Raw genomic sequence first — 19,018 nt, 5'->3', positions numbered from 1 at the left:
GCCGACGCGGCGAAAGTGTCACGGTGACACGTTCGCCGCACGCCGTCAGCGGCGGTTGGTCGTCGTGTTCGTCTCCCGCCACGACCGCTCGAACGGCAGCCGCCAGGCGTGCGGGGCGATCAGCTGGTGGATCGCGTTCGGACCCCACGAACCGGGCGCGTAGAGCCGCACCGGCGGCGGGTTGTCGAGCAGCGGCTGGGAGACCTCCCACAGCGTCTCGATGCCCTCGGCGGTGGTGAACAGCGTGTGGTCACCGCGCATCGCATCGTGGATGAGCCGCTCGTAGGCCTCCAGCACCCCGGTCGAGGAGGAGGTCTCGGAGGTGGCGAACTGCATGGAGAGCTTCTCCAGCTTCATCCCCGGCCCCGGCCGCTTGCCGTAGAACGACAGCGACATCTTCGACTGGTCGGCCAGGTCGAAGGTGAGGTGGTCCGGCCCCTGCGTACCGGCGTTCGACCCGGCCGGGAACATCGTCAGCGGGGGCTCCTTGAACGCGATCGAGATGATCCGCGCACCCTCGGCCAGCTTCTTCCCGGTGCGCAGGAAGAACGGCACCCCGGCCCAGCGCCAGTTGTCGATGATCACCTTGAGCGCGATGAAGGTCTCGGTGTCGGAGTCGTCGGCGACCTCGTTCTTGCCGCGGTAGCCGGTGTACTGCCCGCGCACGACGTTCTTGGGGTCCAGCGGCCGGATCGAGCGGAACACCTTGTTCTTCTCGTCGCTGATCGGTCCGGGCGCCAGCGAGGTCGGCGGCTCCATCGCCATGAACGCCAGGATCTGCATCAGGTGGGTCACCACCATGTCGCGGTAGGCGCCGGTGCCCTCGTAGAACGCCGTACGGCCCTCCAGGCCCAGCGTCTCCGGTACGTCGATCTGCACGTGGTCGATGAAGTTGCGGTTCCAGATGGGCTCGAACAGACCGTTGGCGAAGCGGAACGCGAGGATGTTCTGCGCCGCCTCCTTGCCGAGGAAGTGGTCGATGCGGAAGATCTGCTCCTCGGCGAAAACCTCGTGGATCTTGGCGTTGAGCACCTTCGCCGAGGCGAGATCGGTGCCGAACGGCTTCTCCATGATGATCCGGGCACGCTCGACCAGGCCGGCCTCCTCCAGCTGCCGGATCACGTCGAGCGCCGCCTTGGGCGGGACGCTGAGGTAGTGCAGGCGGCCGATGGTGCGGCCCAGCGGCTGGAGCTGGCGCTCGGCCTCGCGGACCTGAGCGGCCAGCGCGTGCGCACCCTCGCCGGTGGGCACGTAGGCCAGCATCTTCTCGAACGGCGCCCAGCGCTCGTCGGTGACCTCGCCCTTGCCGAACTCCTCGCACGCCTGCCGAGCGAGCTTGGCCCACTGCTCGGTGTCGATCTCCTCCAGCGACGTGCCGACGATCATGGCGTCGCGCAACAGCCCTGCCTCGAACAGCCGCAGCAGTCCCGGCAGCAGCTTGCGCTTGGCGAGGTCTCCTGTCGCTCCGAAGAGCACGATGACGTGCGGCTGTTCCATGTCTTCCACGGTAACCATCGCTGATGCCTGCCTACTTCTCGCGTTGGAAATCATTAGGTGAACCTCACCGGTCCTGGTCGAGCCAGGTGAACAGACAGAAGGTGTGCCCACTCGGGTCGGCGTAGACCCGCAGCGGCTCCTCCTGGTCATCGCTGCGGTCGAGCCGCACCTGTGCGCCGAGCGTCAGCGCGCGCTGGTGCTGCGACTCCAGCTCCGCCGGGCTGTCCACCAGGAAGTCGAGGTGCAGCTGCTGGGGAACGGTGGGGTCCGGCCAGGTCGTCGGCGTCACCGACCCGGCCAGCTGGAAGGAGAGCCGCTGGCCCTCCGGACCGACGATCGAGCGCCAGTCCAGGTAGTCGTCCTGGCCCACGTCGAACCCGTCCGGATAGCTCCACCCCAGCAGCTCGCGGTAGAACTCCGCGAGTCGTGGCACGTCGGTCGTGTCGAGCACGACGTTGCGCAGGTGGATCCCCATGACGACAAGATTCTCACAGGCCCAAGGCGTTGAGGAGCCGCGCCGCCTTCCAGCCCGTCTCGGCGTACTCCTCCTCCACGTCGCTGTGCACCGTCACGCCGCCGCCGGTACCCAGCGTCCAGGTCCGGCCGTCGGGGCTGCTCAGGCTCCGGATCACCACGCCCAGGTCGGCGGCGTCGCGGGTCAGCCAGCCGAAGGCTCCGGCGTACGCTCCCCGCGGGGTGTCCTCCAGCCGGTCGATCAGCTCCATCGTGCGCAGCTTCGGCGCGCCGGTCATCGAGCCCGCCGGGAACAGCGCGTGCACCGCGTCCAGCGCGTCGAGACCCGTCCGCAGCCGGCCGCGCACGGTCGTGACGAGCTGGTGCACGCTCGCATAGGACTCCACCGCCATCAGCTCCGGCACCTCGACCGTCCCGGGTACGCAGACCTGGGCGAGGTCGTTGCGCAGCAGGTCGGTGATCATGAGGTTCTCCGCCCGGAAGCGCCGATCGGTGCGCAGGCGCTCGGCATTGGCCGCGTCCTCGGACGCCGTCGCCCCCCGCGCCGTGGTGCCCTTGATCGGCCTGGTCTCGACCACGCCGTCGGCGATCCGCGCATAGCACTCCGGGCTCGCGCTGATCAGCCAGGCGCTCGCCGCGTCGACGTCGGGCAGGTCGTGCACGAGCATGCCGGCGTACGGCGTGGGCTCCAGGGCCGCCCGGATCTGCTCCGGGGTGCGGCTGGTGGTGCCGGTGATGCGGTAGGTCAGGTTGGTCTCGTAGGTGTCGCCGGCATGGAGCGCCTGCTGCACCTCGGCGAAGGCCGCGCGGTAGGGGGCGGGGGCCCGGTCGGCGGCGGTGACCCCTGGGGGTCCAAACCGAAGGCTGGGGGGCGAAGCTTTGCCCGACAACGTGCGGTTCTGACCCCTGGGGGTCAAAACCGCCGACCGTTCGCACAGCACCAGCACCGCATCAGGAACGCCCGTCGAGGGCCGCGCCGGCAGGTCGCGTCGGCACGCGTAGCCGAGATACCCCGCGGCGGTCAGTCCCTGGTCGAGCAACCCGCGCAGGACCACCCACACGTCGTCGCCGACCACCTCGGTGACCACACCGCCGCCGGCATCGGCGGTGCGGTGCAGCCTCACCTCCGCGGTGGCGGCGGAGTAGGTCAGCGACAGGTCGGCCTCGAAGCGCCGGCCGGCCACCTCGACCCAGCGGTCGACAGCGCTCATCGCACACCGGTGAGGAAGGTGGCGACGATGGCCTCGCCGTACTCGGAGAGGATCGACTCGGGGTGGAACTGCACGCCCTCCAGCGGCAGGCGACGATGCCGCACCCCCATCACCGTGCCGTCCTCGGCGCGGGCGCTCACCTCCAGGCTGCCGGTGACCTCGCCGGCCACCAGCGAGTGGTAGCGGACCGCACGCAGGCCCTGCGGCAGCCCGCTGAACACGCCGCGACCGTCGTGGCCGATCCGCGCGACCTCGCCGTGCGCCGGCCTGGCACGCTCGACGGTGCCGCCCAGGTGGGTCACCAATCCCTGCATCCCCAGGCACACGCCGAGCACCGGAAGCCCCAGGTCGAGCACTGACCAGTCGTACTCGTCCGGGTGTCCGGGGCCCGGCGAGAGCACCACGTGCGAGAAGCCGTCGAGGTCGGCCGGTACCACCGCGTCGTGCGCGACGACGTCCGGCAGTGCCCCGGTGACAGCGGCGACCAGGTGGGCCAGGTTCCACGTGTAGGAGTCGTGGTGGTCGATCACCACCACCCGCTCAGTCGAGGAGAAGACCACTGACCAGGTCGTGCAGGATGTCGTACCCGCGCTCGGTCAGGATGGACTCGGCATGGAACTGGATGCCGCGGTAGTGCGGTCCACGCAGCGCGTGGATGTCGCCCGACTCGGGATCGGCGTCGACGCTGATGCCCGCCGGCAGCTCGGCGGCACCGACCCGGCCGACGAAGGTGTTGTAGAACCCCACCCGCTCGGTGTGGCCGCTCAGCGAGATCGGCGACTGGGTGCCCTGGAAGACGATGTCCTTGTAGCTCAGGCCGAAGCCGAGCTGGTGGCACAGCGCCTGGTGGCCGAGACACACCGCGAGGAACGGCCGCTGGGAGGCCAGCAGCTCGTCGACAGCAGCGCGCAGCTGCGCCATCTTCGGGTCCGCGTCATCGCGCGGGTCGCCCGGGCCGGGCCCGACGATCACCAGGTCGGCACCGTCGAAGACGCCGGGACGGTAGGCCTCGTGCCGCACCACGCTGGAGGTCATGCCGAGGACGCCGAGGATATGGCGCAGCATGTTCACGAAGTCGTCCTCGCCGTCGAGGATGACCGCGTGCCTGCCCCGCAGCCGCGGGTCCGGCGCGGATCCGCGCTGGTCGGCGAGCCAGAACGAGGAGAGCCGCCGGTTGCGGGCGTTGAGCTCGATCAGCACGTCCTCGTCCACCACCAGCTCGGCCACGTTCACGGTCGAGGCGGGGGCCGGCGCGACCAGGCCGAAGGCGCCGAGGATCCCGCCGGCCTTGGCATGCGTCTCGGCGACCTCGTAGGCCGGGTCGCTGTCGCGCACCAGCGTCGCCCCGGCGCTCACCTTGAGCCGGCCGTCGAGCGAGACGTCGGCGGTGCGGATCACGATCGGGCTGTCGACCACCGGCTCGCCGGCCTCGTCGCGGCCCAGGATCGCCAGCGCCGCACCGTAGTAGCCGCGGCCCTCGGGCTCGTAGGCCTTGATCAACCGGCAGGCGTTCTCCACCGGCGAGCCGGTGACGGTGGCGGCGTACATCGTGTCGCGCAGGATCTCGCGCGGGTCGCGGGTGGAGCGACCGGCGAGCAGGTACTCGGTGTGGATCAGCCGCGACATCGGCTTGAGGAACGGGCCGAGCACCTGGCCGCCCTCGGTGCAGATGTCGCACATCATCTTGAGCTCCTCGTCCACGACCATGAAGAGCTCGTAGATCTCCTTCTCGTCGCGCAGGAACTCCAGCAGCTGCGGCTTGAGCTCGGCAGCGCCGTCGCCGCTCGACCCCGCCGGCAGCCGGAACGTCCCGGAGATGGGGTTCATCCGTACGTCGCCGCCCCGCACCGAGACGTGCCGCTCCGGCGAGGCGCCGATCAGGTAGCGGTCGCCGGTGAAGAAGACGTAGGTCCAGTACGCGCCCCGCTCGCGCTCGAGCAGACGGCGGAAGACGGCGAGCGCCTTGGCGGTGTCCCAGTCGGCCACGTCGGCCCGGTAGTGCCGACCGATGACCAGGTTCGCGCCCTCGCCCTGGCCGATCTCGTCCTCGATGATGCCGCGGACGATCTTCTCGTACTCCTCGTCCGAGGTCTCGAAGCCGCCGCGGTCGGTGAACGTCACGTCCTGCTCGTCGATCGCCGCGACCACCTCGGCCACGGAGAACTCGTGCTCCTCGGCGATGTCGACGACGACCAGCGGGGTGCCGTCGTCGTGCGCCTCGAAGCCACGCTCGGCCACCTGGCGGAACGGGACGGCGACGAGCCGGTCCGCCACGTGACCCTCGCCCGGCGTACCGGTCTCGAGGGGCACGTCGAGGATCGAGTCGGCCTCCCAGCGGCGGCCACCGATGATGCCGACGGTGTCGCGGTCGCCCGCCCGGGTGGAGCGCCGGATGATGGCCCACGCCTCATGCCCCGTGATCGCCTCGATCGCGGTCCGGGCATCGGTGTGGGTCGTCATGGGGCAAGGCTAACGATCCCGATCCGCGTGCTGCGACCGCATTCCACGCCTCGTGCCTCGCCGGCAGATCCGGGTCCTCGACGCGAGGCCCTCCTCGCGGTCGAGGATCAGGCGATCGTGGTGAGCAGTTGCGTGGCTCGGGTCAGCACGACGTAGAGCGTCGCCCGGCCGGTCGGGGACTCGTCCTCGATCTCCTGCGGGCGCACCACCACGATCGCGTCGAACTCCAGGCCCTTGGTGTCCAGCCCGGTGAGGACCACGATCCGGTCCTCGCCGCTGGGCACGGAATCGGCGTTGCGGGCCGCTGCCACAGCTCCCGGAGCCTGGTCGGCCACCTCGGGCCAGGACGCGAGCCAGCCATTGACCTCGCCGCGCCGCGCGACCGGCACCACGATGCCGACGGTGCCCGACACGGCCCCGGCGAGCCGGACGACCTCCGCCCGGACGGCCGCCTCGAGATCGGGTACGCCGACGAGCTCCACCGGCGACTCGCCCGTCGAGCGGACAGCCGTCGGCAGGTCGGCGTCGAGGCCGACGCGAGCCGCGTAGGCCGCGGCGTACTGGTAGATCTCGGCGCTGTTGCGATAGTTCGTCGAGAGGTGGAACTCGTGCACCGGCTTGCCCTCGAGCGCCGCGGCGCGCGCCGCGGCCGCCTCGGCGGGGATCGGCCACGAGGACTGCGCCGGGTCGCCGACGATCGTCCACGAGGCGGTGCGGCCGCGCCGGCCCACCATCCGCCACTGCATCGGGGTGAGGTCCTGGGCCTCGTCGACGAGCACGTGCGCGTAGGGGTCGTCGTCGATCCGGTACGTCGGGGCGCGCCAGCCCGGCCCGCTGGCGAACTCGCGGTCGGCGGCGGTCATCAGCTCCTGGACGTTGATGCCCAGCTCCTCGTCGCGCTCGTCGGCGGCCGTCTCCGGCACGTCGCCGATCGCGTAGCGCAGCTCGTCGAGCAACGGGATGTCGTCGATGGCGAGGTCGTCGGCACCGGTCGCCGTCGGGGCCGCCGAGGCCCACGACTTGATGAGCAGCGCCTGCTCGTCGCTGCTCAGGATCTGATCGGAGACCCGAGCGAGCATCTCGGGATCACGCAGCCACCCCAGGACCGTGCGCGCCTCCAGCGGCGGCCACCAGGCGTGCACGAAGTCCAGGAAGGTGGCGTTGTCGAGCAGCTCGTCCTCGAACGCCTCCTTGCCGCGCTCCCGGCCCCGCTCGCCGCGGACCTGACGCCAGAGCACGTCGAGCAGGGCTTGGGGCACCCGCCGGATCTGCTGGTTGCGGCGACCTCCGCCCATCAGCTGGCGACGGAGCTGTCCGAGCCGACCGCGGTCCAGCGCGAGCACGTCGTCGCGGTAGAAGATCCGGAACTCTCCCGGCGAGCCGGGCACCTGCTGGCGTGCGGTACGCCGCAGCACCTCGGCCATCCGGGCCGAGCCCTTGATCTCGGCCACGGCCGGCTCGTCGTGCCGGGTCGCACGGACCCCGTCCACGACCTCGCCGAGCGAGCGCAGCGCCACGGCCGTCTCGCCGAGACTCGGCAGCACGCGGGCGATGTAGTTCATGAACACGCCGGAGGGACCGACGACGAGCACGCCGCCGGTCTCGTACCTGCGGCGGTCGGTGTAGAGCAGGTAGGCGGCGCGGTGCAGCGCGACCACGGTCTTGCCCACGCCGGGGCCGCCGGAGATCGACACGACCCCCTTGGCGGGCGCGCGGATCGCCTTGTCCTGCTCGGCCTGGATGGTGGCGACGATCGAGTGCATCGTCCGATCGCGGGCGCGGGAGAGCTGGGCCATCAGGGCGCCCTCGCCCACGATCGGCAGCTCGGTGTCGATCGAGTCGTCGAGGAGCTCGTCCTCCACCCCGACGACGGTGCGACCCTCGTTGCGCAGCACCCGGCGGCGTACGACGCGCTGCGGCTCGGCGGCCGTCGCCTGGTAGAACACCGCCGCGGCGGGCGCCCGCCAGTCGATCAGCAGCGAGTCGCGGTTCTCGTCGCGCAGACCGATCCGGCCGATGTAGCGCGGCTCGTGGTCGAACTCCGGGTCCATGTCGAGCCGGCCGAAGACCAGGCCCTCGTGGGCCGCGTCCAGCTGGGCGATCCGACGGGCGGCCTGGAAGACCATCGCGTCCCGCTCGACGAGGCCACCCTCGTGGCCGAGCCGGCCCCGTGCCTGCCCCTCCCGGGCGAGCTCCTGCGCCGCTCGCGCCGACTCCTCCAGCTGGACGTAGACCCGGTCCACGAACTCCTGCTCGCGGCCGATCTCGTGCTGGACCAGATCCTCACTCAACGCTGTGTTCTCCACGTCTCGCGCCATCGCCGCCCGGTCGCGGACGGCAAGCAGAGAACTCTACCGGCAGTGGCTGAGGGTTGACCCGCCGCCCTACTTCCCGCGGGCGAGGAAGGCCAGCATCGCCTCGCGGGCGGCATCGGAGCCGAACAGCCGCGCCGAGAGCTCGGTGACCTCCTCGGCGCGGGCGTCGATCCCCGCGAGCAGATCGCTGTTGAGGAGCCGCTTGGTCTCCCGCAGGCCCTGTGCCGAGCCGGTGACCAGCTCGGCACCGATCCGGGCGACCTCGGTGTCGAGATCCTCGGCGGCGACGGCACTGGTGACCAACCCCATGCTGGCCGCGTCGGCGGCGCCGAACCTCTCCCCGGTCAGGAAGGTGTACGCCGCGGCGCGCGAGCTCAGCCGCTGTAGCACCGTCAGCGAGATGGCGGCCGGCGCCAGGCCGAGCTTCACCTCGGTGAGCGCGAAGCTCGCCGTGTCGGCGGCGACGGCGACGTCCGCCGCAGCGACCAGCCCGATCCCACCGGCCCGGACGGCTCCCTGCACCCGACAGATCACCGGCTTGGCGTGGCTGACGATCAACCGCTGCAGCCGCACGATCGCGCGGGGCCCCTGGGCGGCGTCCCCCGGCGCTCCGGCCGAGGCCTCGGACAGGTCGGCGCCGGAGCAGAAGACGGCCCCGGTGGCCGCCAGCACGACCACCTTGACCGCGTCGTCGGCCTCCGCGCGCTCCAACCGCTCGATGAGCTCGCCGATCAACTGGGCCGAGAGCGCGTTGCGGTTGTGCGGGGAGTCCAGGGTCACGGTGGCGATCGCGTCGACCACCTCGTAGTGGACCAGCTCGGATCGCGTCGGCTGCTCGGTCATCCCAGCACCGTAGCGCCCGGGCCCGGCTCAGGCCTCGGGATCCTCGTCCTGATCCGTGCTCCGCGGGTCGTCCACGAAGTCGTCGCGTCGGATCCGGATCCGGCGGGTCTTGGCCAGCCAGGACGGATCCATCACGATCTCGTGGGTGTGGCCGTCGCGACCGTCGAAGGTCACAGCGACGGTCTCGAAGCCCTTGTGGCGCTGCATCAGCGCGTAGCCGGCGTACGCGCGCCGGTCGGCCTCGGTCAGGTCGACCTGGTCGGTGAACGGGGTCAGGAGCGCCCGCGGCCAGAGCCGGCGGGCGATCACGACGTTGACCTCGATCCCCAACACACCCATCACCGAGGCGATGTAGAGCAGCCCGATCAGGCCCAGGACCAGGGCGAAGGTCTTGTTGACGCCTCCGCTGGTCGCCTGGATCACGTGCTGGACGTAGTAGGCACCGATCCACTGCAGCGACTGCCACATCAGTGCCAGGGTGAACGCGCCGGGCGCCGCGTTGCGCAGCGCGTGGTCACGGGTGGTGGCGAGCCGGAACAGCAGGGTGAGCATCGCCCCGATGATCAGGAACGACCCGAGCTGGATCGCCCAGCGCAGCCAGACGGTGTCGTGCGAGCGGATCACGTTGGTCTGCGAGCCGACGGTGGCGAGGACCGAGACGCCGAGCACCGCACCGCCCGCGGTGGCCAGCAGCACCAGCGAGCGCAGCCGCAGCAGGATCGGGTTGGGCCGGCTGTTGCGCGGCACCGACCAGGCGGTGTTGACGGTGTTCTGGATGGCCTGGCCCAGCCCCATGGCGCCGTACGTCGCCGTCAGCCCGCCGACGACGATCGCTCCCGTCGAGCCGTGCAGCTCCTGGCGGCCCAGCTCGTCGCCGATGATGGGGAACTGCCGCAACGCCGAGTTCAGCACCTCCTCCTGCAGGTGCGGGTTGCCCTGCAACAGGAAGCCGAGGATCGAGGAGCCGAGCAGCAGCAGCGGGAAGATCGCGATGAAGGCGTAGTACGTCACGATCGCGGCCAGGTAGTTGCCCTGGTCGTCGAAGAACTTGTAGATCACGCCGAGCGGGAACGACACCGGAGTGAACCGCCGCTGCGCGCGGTCCAGTGTCTGCACCACGCCCGCCACGGGAGCAGGTTAAGCGCAAGAGGGCACCCCGCCCTAGACGCGCGGCGGAGTGGCGTCGAGCGGTATCGCTCGAGGGACCGCACGAGGCGCTTCGGACGGGGGCGGCGCGCCCATCAGTACGACTTCGGCAACCCGAGCGAGTGCATCGCGACGAAGTTGAGGATCATCTCCTTGCTCACCGGTGCGATCCGCATCACCCGCGATGCCGCCACCAGCGCACCCATCCCGTACTCCTGGGTCAGGCCGTTGCCGCCGAAGGTGTGCACCGCTGTGTCGACGGCGAAGCAGGAGGCCTCGCCCGCGGCGTACTTGGCCATGTTGGCGGCCTCGCCGGCGGCCAGGTCCTCGCCGGCGTCGACCAGCGCCGCGGCCTTCTGGGTCATCAGCCGAGCCAGCTCGACCTGGATGTGCGCCTGCGCCAGCGGGTGGGCGATGGCCTGGTGCGTGCCGATCGGGCCGTTGAACACGGTGCGCTCCTGGGCGTAGGCGGCCGCCTTGCCCAGCGCGAAGCGGGCCAGGCCGGTCGCGAAGGAGGCCGCCATCACCCGCTCGGGGTTCAGCCCGGCGAAGAGCTGCACCAGCCCGCCGTCCTCGTTCCCGACCAGGGCGTCGGCCGGCAGCCGGACGTCGTCGATGAACACCTGGAACTGCAACTCCGGGGAGACGAACTCCATCGGGATCGGGGTGAAGGTGAAGCCGGGCGCGTCCGTCGGCACGACGAACAGGCACGGCTTCAGCTTCCCCGTCCTGGAGTCCTCGGTCCGGGCGACGACCAGCACGTTCTGGGACTCGTCGAGGCCGGAGATGTAGATCTTGCGGCCGTTGAGCACCCAGCCGTCGCCGTCGCGGCGGGCGGTGGTGGTGATGTTGTGCGAGTTGGTGCCGGCGTCGGGCTCGGTGATGGCGAACGCCATCGTCCCGGTGCCGTCGGCGATGCCGGGCAGCCAACGCTGCTTCTGCTCCTCGGTCCCGTACTTCATGAGCACGGTGCCGCAGATCGCCGGGCTGACCACCATCAGCAACAGCGGGCAACCGGCCGTGCCCACCTCCTCCAGCACGGCCGCGATGTCGCCGAGGCCGCCACCGCCGCCGCCGTACTCCTCGGGGAGGTTGACGCCGAGGTAGCCGTTCTTCGCCAGCTCCAGCCACAGGTCGGTCGTCTTCTCGCCGGCGCGGGCCTTGGCCAGGAAGTACTCCTGGCCGTACTTGCTCGCCAGCTTCGCGACGGCCTTGCGGAGCTCGACGCGCTCCTCCGGTTCGGTGAAGTCGTTCATGCGCTCTCCTCCTCGACGGTGCCCTGGGACACCGTGTCCACGACGGCGAGGACGGCCCCGCCGTTGACCTGGTCGCCGACGGCGACGTCGATCTCGGTGACGGTGCCGGCGTGCGGCGCCGCGATGGTGTGCTGCATCTTCATCGCCTCCAGGACCAGCAGCGGCTGTCCCTCGGCGACCTCGTCCCCGACGCCGGCGTGCACGGCCACGACGCTGCCGGGCATCGGTGCGAGCAGCGAGCCGGCCGCGATCCGGTCCGCCGGGTCGGTGAACCGCTGCAGCCTGCGCAGGGCGACGTGCCCCAGCGACGAGTCCACGTCGACCGCCTCCCCGGTGGCGCTGACAGCGAAGGTGCGGACGACTCCGCCCACGGCGAGGGCCACCTCGTCCGGGCCGGCAGCGACGACGACCACGTCGTCCCGCTCGGCATGCCGAGGCGTGCGGCCGCCGTACCAGCGGACGCTGACCTGCTCACCCTCGGCGGTCGAGACAGCGAAGTCGGTCGTCTGCGGCTGCGACACGACGTTGCGCCACGCCACCGGGATCCGGGCGTGGTACGTCGAGGCCGCCCGAGCCCGTTCGGCGAGGGCGAGCGCGGCCGCGAAGGCGGCGAGCTCGACCCTGTCCTGGTCGAGGGGCCGCAGCAGTCCCGGTACGACCGCTGCGTCGTCGAGCCAGGTGGTGCTCATCCGGCCCTGGAGGAAGGTCTCGCTGCGCAGCAGTCCGACCAGGAGGTCACGGTTGGTGCGCAGGCCGTGGATGCGGGCCCGCTCGAGAGCACCCGCGAGCTGCCGCGCCGCCTGCTCCCGGGTCGCTGCGTGCACGACGACCTTGGCGATCATCGCGTCGTAGAACGTGCCGATCTCGTCGCCGGCGGCGACGCCCGAGTCGAGCCGGAGGCCACCCGCGAGCTCGAACTGCGCCCGCACACCCGGGATGTCGAAGGCGGTGAGCAGCCCGGTCTGGGGTGCGAAGCCCGCGGCCGGGTCCTCGGCGTAGAGGCGGACCTCGATCGCGTGCCCGTGCGGTCGAGCCTCCTGGGGAGGGGTGGTGCCGGGGGGCGTGACCCGGCCGCCCTCGGCGACCGCCAGCTGCAGCGCCACCAGGTCGACACCGAAGATCTCCTCGGTGACGGGGTGCTCGACCTGGAGCCGGGTGTTCATCTCCAGGAAGAAGAACCGGTTCGACGCCGGGTCGTAGAGGAACTCGACCGTGCCCGCGCCGACGTAGTCGATCGCGCTCGCCGCGCGTCGAGCGGCCTCGTGCAGCGCCGCCCGGGTGGCGGCCGGCAGCCCCGGCGCCGGCGCCTCCTCGATCACCTTCTGGTGGCGGCGCTGGACCGAGCAGTCCCGCTCGCCGAAGACCACCACCTCACCGCCCCGCTCGCCGACGACCTGGACCTCGACGTGACGGCCGCTCTCGACGTACGGCTCGACGAACACGGTGCCGTCACCGAAGGCCGACTCCGCCTCGGCGGCGGCCTTCGCGATCTCGTCCGCGAGGTCGCCGAGCCGGCGCACGATGCGCATGCCGCGTCCTCCGCCGCCCGCCGAGGCCTTGACCAGCAGCGGCAGGTCGGCCTCGGTCGCCGTCTCGGGCGTCAGGTTGCCGAGCACCGGCACTCCGGCCGCCTCCATCAGCTTCTTCGACTCGACCTTGGATCCCATCCGGGCGATCGCGTCGGGATCGGGCCCCACCCACGTCAGCCCGGCCTCGATCACCGCCGCGGCGAACTCGGCGTTCTCCGAGAGGAAGCCGTAGCCGGGGTGGATGGCGTCCGCTCCAGCGGCGCGGGCGGCCTCGATCACCAGGTCACCGCGCAGGTAGGTCTCGGCCGGGGCGTGGCCGGGCAGGCGTACGGCGGCGTCGGCCTCGCGCACGAACAGTGCGCTCGCATCGGCGTCGGAGTGGACGGCCACCGTCGCGATACCGAGGGTGCGACAGGTGCGGAAGACGCGGCGTGCGATCTCGCCGCGGTTGGCCACCAGCAGGGTCTTGATCATCGACGCACTCACATTCGAAACACGCCGAAGTTGAGGTTGCCCTCGATCGGCTGGTTCTCGATCACGGACAGGCAGATGCCGAGGATGGTGCGGGTGTCGCGCGGGTCGATGACGCCGTCGTCGTAGACCATCCCGGAGAGGAAGTACGGCAGCGACTGCTCCTCGATCATCTGCTCGACGAACTGTCGGGTAGCAGCCCCCGCCTCCTCGTCGAACGCGATCCCTTTCGATGCAGCCGCAGCACGCGCGACGATGTCCATGACGCCGGCCAGCTGCTGCGGCCCCATCACCGCCGACTTCGCGTTCGGCCAGGTGAAGAGGAACCGCGGATCGTAGGCGCGACCGTTCATCCCGTAGTTGCCTGCGCCGTAGGAGGCACCGATCAGGATGGAGATGGAGGGCACGGTCGAGTTGGAGACGGCGTTGACCATCATCGCGCCGTGCTTGATGATCCCGCCCTGCTCGTACTCCTTGCCCACCATGTAGCCGGTGGTGTTGTGCAGGAAGAGCAGCGGCGTGTCCGAGGCGTTGGCCAGCTGGATGAACTGCGTCGCCTTCTGCGCCTCCTTGCTGAACAAGATGCCCTGGGCGTTGGCGAGGATGCCGACGGGCCGGCCGTGGATCCGCGCCCAGCCGGTGACCAGCGAGGGCCCGTAGAGCGGTTTGAACTCGTCGAACGCGACCTCATTGCCCTCGCTCGGACCGTCGACCATGCGCAGGATCACCTCGCGCGGGTCGAACGGCTCCTTGAGGTCGGTCGGGATCACGTCGAGCAGGCCCTCGGGGTCGAGCAGGGGCTCGGCGTAGGAGGCTTCGCGAGCCTGGCGCGGGGCAGTGACTCCGCGCTTGGTCACGTTGAGCCGGGCGACGATGCGGCGACCGATCCGGATGGCGTCGCGCTCGTCGACGGCGAGGAAGTCGGCCAGACCGGAGGTGGTGGCGTGCATCTCCGCGCCGCCCAGCTCCTCGTCGTCGGACACCTCGCCGGTGGCCATCTTGACCAGGGGTGGCCCGCCGAGGAACACCTTGGCGCCCTTGTCGACCATCACGATGTAGTCGCTCATCCCCGGGATGTAGGCACCGCCGGCGGTGGAGTTGCCGAAGACGAGCGCGATCGTGGGCTGCTTACGGGCGCTCGCGCGGGTGAGGTCCCGGAAGCCCCGGCCTGCCGGGATGAAGATGTCCTTCTGGTGCGGCAGGTCGGCCCCACCCGACTCGACAAGGGTGATGACCGGAAGGTGGTTCTCCTCGGCGATCTGCATCGCCCGCCCGGTCTTCCGCATCGAGACCGGATTGATCGTGCCGCCCTTCACCGTCGGGTCGTGCGCCACGATCATGCACTCGACGCCGGAGACGACGCCGATGCCGGTCACGGTCGACCCACCGACGGGGAACGAGCTGCCCCAGCCGGCGAGCGTCATCAGCTCCAGGAACGGCGCGCCCTCGTCGAGCAGCAGCTCGATCCGCTCCCGGGCGAGCAGCTTGCCGCGCCGGTGGTGACGCTCCATGTACGTGCCGCCCGCATTGACCGCCTTCGCCTGCTCGGCGTCGAGGTCGGCGAGCTTGGTCAGCATCGCGGTGCGGTTCTCGCTCATCATCGGGGTCCCCGCGCAGACGCGAGCTTGCCCGTGTCCTCGTGGGGTGAATCGGCGTACCCCAGCAGCTTCGCGGCCAGATCGGTCATCACTTCGCTCGCTCCTCCTCCGATGGGCAGGATCCGGGTGTCGCGGTAGTGCCGCTCCACCTCGGTGCCGTGCAGGTAGCCGGTGCCACCGTGCAGCTGGACGGCCTGGTCGCAGACCCACTGGCTGGCCTCGACGGCCGTGTGCTTGGCGAGCGCCGCTCCCGCCACGGTGCCGGCCGTGGTCCCCTCGGCGTCGTACTCGCGCACCACGGCATGGGTGTAGGCCTTCGCCGCCTCGACGCGGCGGTGCATCTCGACGAGCCGGTGGCGCACCACCTGGCGTGCGATCAGCGGCTCGCCGAACGTGCTGCGGCCACGGGCGTGCTCGGCGGTCAGCGCCAGCGAGCGCGCGGCGATGCCGTAGGCGTGCACGGCGAGCGCGATCCGCTCGGTGACGAAGGCCTCGGCCAGGTAGCCGAAGGCCGCGTTCTCCTCGCCGACCAGGTTGCCGGCGGGCACGCGTACGTCGCTGAATCCCAGCTCGGCGGTGTCCGAGCAGTGCCAGCCCATCTTGGCCAGCCGGCGGTCGAGGCTGAACCCGGGGGTGTCCTTGTCGATGACCAGCAGGCTGATGCCGCGCGCGCCGCCGTGCCCGTCCTCGGGACGTCCCGTGCGCACGGCGACGGTGACGAAGTCGGCCCGGGCGCCGCTGGTGATGAAGGTCTTGGTGCCGTTGACGACGTAGTCGTCACCGTCCCGGACCGCCCGGGTCGTCAGGTGCGCGACGTCGGAGCCACCGCCCGGCTCGGTGACGGCGAGCGCGCCGATCAACCTCCCCGCCAGGGTCGGCCGCACGTAGCGGTCGACCAGCGCGGGCGAGCCGTGCCGGGCCAGGTGCGGCAGCGCGATGCCACCGGTGAACAGCGCCGCCAGCAGACCGCTGGACGCACCCGCCGCCAGCATGCCCTCCTGCAGGGCGGTCATGTCGGCCAGGGTGCCGCCCTCGCCACCGACCTCCGGGGCGAAGCCGAGGCCGAGCAGACCCTGCTTCGCTGCTGCGAGATGCAGCGAGCGCGGCACCTCGCCGGCGTCCTCCCAGGCCTGCAGCGAGTCGAGGACCTCGCGCCGGGTGAACTCGGCGCCGAGGGTGAACAGCTCCGGAGTCATCGCTGCACGGCCTCCGGTGCTAGCAGGTGATCGGGCAGGTCGACGTACCGGCTGCGCAGCCACTCCCCCAGCGCCTTGGCCTGCGGGTCGAACCGCACTCCCTCGGCCACACCGGCGCCGAGGATGCCGTGCACGACGATGTTCACCCCGCGCAGGTTGGGCAGCGCGACGATGTCGATCTCCAGCTCCGCCGTCTCGGGCAGCAGGGTGCGCACCCAGTCGGCGGTGACCGTCTCGAGCAGCCAGTCGACGGCCGCATCCGGGCGGCCGGCCGGGATCCACAGCCCGATGTTGGCGTCGCCGCCCTTGTCGCCGGAGCGGGCGTAGACCAGGTCGCCCAGCGGTCGGCGCGTCATGCGATCACCTCGGTGGTCCCGTCGGGCAGGTGCACGGTGTGCCGGACGAGGTCGCGGTCGACGTACGTCGGCGTGTAGACGCCGAAGGCACTCGCCTTGCCCGGCGGCGCCGTGACGTGGAAGCCGGCGTAGGAGGCGAGGACCAGCTCGATCGCCGGGCCGGTGAACGCCCGCCCGACCGCCGCCTCGTCGTCGGACCAGACCGTCAGCCGCTGCAGCACGGCGGCGCCCTCCTCGGTCGGCGAGTCAGGGGCGGGCGCCCGCCAGGTGGACCAGGACCGCTGGAGGTCGGCATGGAGCGCTGCCTCGACCTGGACACGCAGCAGTGTCGACTTCCGCTCGATGTCGAGCCCGGTGAGCACGAACTCGACCTGGTTGCGCCAGCCGCCGATGCGGTTGACCGCCACCTTGAGCCGCGCCGGGGGCTCGCTTCCCCGCGTGCCGGTCACCTCGACCCGGTCGCGGCCGGCCTGGTGCAGCGAGATCGTGCTGAGGTCGGTGGTGACGTCCGGGTTGAGGTAGGTGCTGCCCTGGATCTCGTAGAAGAGCTGGGCGGTGACGGTGTCCACGGTGACCAGACCGCCGGTGCCGGGGTGCTTGGTGATGACGCTGGAGCCGTCGGCCGCGATCTCGGCGATCGGGAAGCCGAACGGCCGGATCGGATCCTCGACCAGCCCGGCGTCGATCGCGTCGAAGAGGCCGGCGAAGTTGCCGCCGGTCGCCTGGGTGCCGCACTCGATGACGTGACCGGCGACGACGGCGCCCGCGAGTGCGTCGTGGTCGGTGGACGACCAGCCGTGCCACCAGATCGCCGGCCCCATCACCACGGCCGCGTCGGTGACCCGGCCGGTGACCACGACGTCGGCGCCCGCCGCCAGGGCGCGGGCGATGCCGAAGCCGCCGAGATAGGCGTTCGCCGTCAGGGCGTCGGGGATCTCCTCGAGGCGGCCGCGGACGTCGTCGCCGTCGACGTAGGCGATCCGAGCACCGGTGCCGAGCTCGTCGAGCGCCTGCGCCAGACCGGCCGGGTTGAGCCCGCCGGCGTTGCTGACCAGCCTGACGCCCTGCTCCAGCGCCAGCCCGAGGCACTCGCGTGCCTGGGCGAGGAAGGTCTTGGCGTAGCCGAGCGAGGCGTCACGGATGGTGTCCTTGCCGAGGATGAGCATGGTCAGCTCGGCGAGGTAGTCGCCGGTGAGCACGTCCAACGGGCCGCCGGTCAGCATCTCGCGCATCGCGCTGAGCCGGTCGCCGTAGAAGCCGGAGCAGTTGCCGATCAGGATCGGGCGCTGGGGTTCAGCCACGAGGGCGCCCCTCTCCCGCGGGACCGGCGAAGGCCTGGGCGATGGTCAGCCACCGTTCGGCCTCGGCGCCGGAGGTCACCAGGTGGGTGTCGTCGCGGTGCACCCGCTGGGTGACCAGCCGGGCGAAGTCCCACGCGGAGCCGCGCACCCGCTCGGCCGCCTCCTCCGGTCCCCACTGCCACCGCTCGCCGCTGGGCGAGGCCAGCTCGACGCGGACCTCGTGGGTCGGCGCCGGCAGCCCGTGGGTGGTGAAGGCGAAGCCACGGGTCCGTACGCCGAGGTGGCACACGTGCCGGATCCGGTCGGTCCGCTCGACCGGCAGGCCCAGCGCCTCGCGGACGTCGAGCCCGTGCGCCCAGGTCTCCATGAACCGCGCGGTCGCCATCGAGGCCGGCGACATCGGCGGACCGAACCACTGCATCCTGCCCTCCACCCGGCGCAGCGCCGGCGGTAGGGCGGCGCGCGCGGCGTCCCAGCGGGCCAGCAACTCCGCCGGAGGTACGGCGCCGCCGCTGAGCGCCGCCTTGTCCACCACGCCGTCGATGTCGGCCAGTGCCACCTCGACCAGGGCGTGCCAGGCAGCCCGGTCGGTGGCGGAGGCCAGCGCGCACTCGTCGGTCCAGGCCAGGTGGGCGATCTGGGTGGCGACGTCCCAGCCGGCGGCGGGCGTCGGCGTGCGCCATCGGTCGTCGGGAAGGTCGGCTACCGCCGCACGGAGCTGGTCACCCTCCACGGCGAGGTCCGCCAGCAGCTCCTCAGGAACCATCGCCGATCTCCTTCTCCAGGACCTTCGCCCACTCGTCGAGGATCCGAGCGCGCCGCTTCGCGTCGTCGGAGAGCGTGTCGGCCAGGCCGAGGCCGCGACACAGGTCGAGGGTCGCCTGGATCAGCTCGCGCACCCCGGGGACGGACTCGTCGGCGCTCAGGAGCTCGACGGTGATCCGGTGCGCCTCGCGGCCGATCCGGCGCTCGAGCGGGGCGACCGCCGCATGCAGGTCGGCATCGCTGCGTGCCGCCACCCACAGCTCCAACGCCGCCTGGAAGCCGGGCGAGGTGAAGTGGTCGGCGAGCATCTCCAGGACGCCACGGGTCTTGGCGCCCTGGTAGGTGCGGACCGCCTCGCGAAGCTCGTCGGCCCGTCCGGCCATCACGTGCTCGACGGCGGCCACGACCAGGGCGTTCTTGGTCGGGAAGTGGTGCAGCTGCGCACCCCGGCTGACACCCGCGCGCTGGGAGACCAGCGTGGTGGTGGTGCCCGCCCACCCGCGCTCGGTGAGCACCTCGACCGTCGCCTCGAGGAGCCGGGCCCGCATCAGCCGGGTGCGCTCCTCCTGGGGCACGCGCTGCGTGGTCGTCGTCACATCG

General features: G+C 71.4%; 16 protein-coding genes. All 16 read right to left on the bottom strand.

The annotated features are described in order from the left end of the window. Nucleotides 1-45: 45 nt before the first annotated feature. Nucleotides 46-1,497, bottom strand: coding sequence for a glucose-6-phosphate dehydrogenase (gene zwf, locus P5P86_RS02650; protein ID WP_280609732.1), 1,452 nt, complete (start codon nt 1,495-1,497; stop codon nt 46-48). Nucleotides 1,498-1,561: 64 nt separating this feature from the next. Then, a complete protein-coding gene (locus P5P86_RS02645; protein ID WP_280609731.1) occupies nt 1,562-1,972 on the bottom strand; it encodes a VOC family protein in 411 nt (136 codons plus the stop codon). Nucleotides 1,973-1,985: 13 nt separating this feature from the next. After that, on the bottom strand, nt 1,986-3,182 hold the full coding sequence (locus tag P5P86_RS02640) for an anthranilate synthase component I family protein (RefSeq protein ID WP_280609730.1): 1,197 nt from the start codon (nt 3,180-3,182) through the stop codon (nt 1,986-1,988). Continuing rightward, nucleotides 3,179-3,718, bottom strand: coding sequence for an anthranilate synthase component II (locus P5P86_RS02635; protein WP_280609729.1), 540 nt, complete (start codon nt 3,716-3,718; stop codon nt 3,179-3,181). The genes P5P86_RS02640 and P5P86_RS02635 overlap by 4 nt, the downstream gene beginning before the upstream one ends. Before the next feature lie 4 nt (nt 3,719-3,722). Further along, nucleotides 3,723-5,642, bottom strand: coding sequence for an anthranilate synthase family protein (locus P5P86_RS02630; RefSeq protein ID WP_280609728.1), 1,920 nt, complete (start codon nt 5,640-5,642; stop codon nt 3,723-3,725). 107 nt (nt 5,643-5,749) lie between these two features. Beyond that, nucleotides 5,750-7,933, bottom strand: a complete 2,184-nt coding sequence (locus P5P86_RS02625) for a HelD family protein (protein ID WP_280609727.1) — start codon at nt 7,931-7,933, stop codon at nt 5,750-5,752. Between the two features lie 93 nt (nt 7,934-8,026). Then, nucleotides 8,027-8,800: an enoyl-CoA hydratase family protein gene (locus P5P86_RS02620; RefSeq protein WP_280609726.1), complete on the bottom strand. Its 774-nt coding sequence runs from the start codon at nt 8,798-8,800 to the stop codon at nt 8,027-8,029. 27 nt (nt 8,801-8,827) lie between these two features. After that, nucleotides 8,828-9,928 carry a YihY/virulence factor BrkB family protein gene (locus P5P86_RS02615; protein WP_280609725.1) on the bottom strand — a complete coding sequence of 367 codons (1,101 nt, stop codon included), beginning with the start codon at nt 9,926-9,928 and terminating at the stop codon, nt 8,828-8,830. A 113-nt stretch (nt 9,929-10,041) separates the two neighbouring features. Beyond that, on the bottom strand, nt 10,042-11,202 hold the full coding sequence (locus P5P86_RS02610; protein ID WP_280609724.1) for an acyl-CoA dehydrogenase family protein: 1,161 nt from the start codon (nt 11,200-11,202) through the stop codon (nt 10,042-10,044). Continuing rightward, the gene (locus P5P86_RS02605) at nt 11,199-13,205 is read right to left on the bottom strand and encodes an acetyl/propionyl/methylcrotonyl-CoA carboxylase subunit alpha (RefSeq protein ID WP_280609723.1); all 2,007 of its coding nucleotides are present in this window, start codon (nt 13,203-13,205) and stop codon (nt 11,199-11,201) included. Before P5P86_RS02605 ends, P5P86_RS02610 begins: the two co-directional genes overlap by 4 nt. Before the next feature lie 8 nt (nt 13,206-13,213). Next, a complete protein-coding gene (locus tag P5P86_RS02600; RefSeq protein WP_280609722.1) occupies nt 13,214-14,800 on the bottom strand; it encodes an acyl-CoA carboxylase subunit beta in 1,587 nt (528 codons plus the stop codon). Then, complete coding sequence (locus P5P86_RS02595) at nt 14,800-15,996, bottom strand: acyl-CoA dehydrogenase family protein (protein ID WP_280609721.1); 1,197 nt, start codon at nt 15,994-15,996, stop codon at nt 14,800-14,802. Before P5P86_RS02595 ends, P5P86_RS02600 begins: the two co-directional genes overlap by 1 nt. After that, complete coding sequence (locus P5P86_RS02590; RefSeq protein WP_280609720.1) at nt 15,993-16,352, bottom strand: AtuA-related protein; 360 nt, start codon at nt 16,350-16,352, stop codon at nt 15,993-15,995. Before P5P86_RS02590 ends, P5P86_RS02595 begins: the two co-directional genes overlap by 4 nt. Continuing rightward, nucleotides 16,349-17,653 carry an acyclic terpene utilization AtuA family protein gene (locus tag P5P86_RS02585; RefSeq protein WP_280609719.1) on the bottom strand — a complete coding sequence of 435 codons (1,305 nt, stop codon included), beginning with the start codon at nt 17,651-17,653 and terminating at the stop codon, nt 16,349-16,351. The genes P5P86_RS02590 and P5P86_RS02585 overlap by 4 nt, the downstream gene beginning before the upstream one ends. Further along, nucleotides 17,646-18,419: a TIGR03084 family metal-binding protein gene (locus P5P86_RS02580; protein ID WP_280609718.1), complete on the bottom strand. Its 774-nt coding sequence runs from the start codon at nt 18,417-18,419 to the stop codon at nt 17,646-17,648. Before P5P86_RS02580 ends, P5P86_RS02585 begins: the two co-directional genes overlap by 8 nt. Continuing rightward, nucleotides 18,409-19,014: a TetR/AcrR family transcriptional regulator gene (locus P5P86_RS02575; protein ID WP_280609717.1), complete on the bottom strand. Its 606-nt coding sequence runs from the start codon at nt 19,012-19,014 to the stop codon at nt 18,409-18,411. The genes P5P86_RS02580 and P5P86_RS02575 overlap by 11 nt, the downstream gene beginning before the upstream one ends. Nucleotides 19,015-19,018 lie beyond the last annotated feature (4 nt).

Source organism: Nocardioides sp. BP30, assembly GCF_029873215.1.
Classification (GTDB): domain Bacteria; phylum Actinomycetota; class Actinomycetes; order Propionibacteriales; family Nocardioidaceae; genus Nocardioides.
This window is presented reverse-complemented; position numbering and strand designations above follow the sequence as displayed.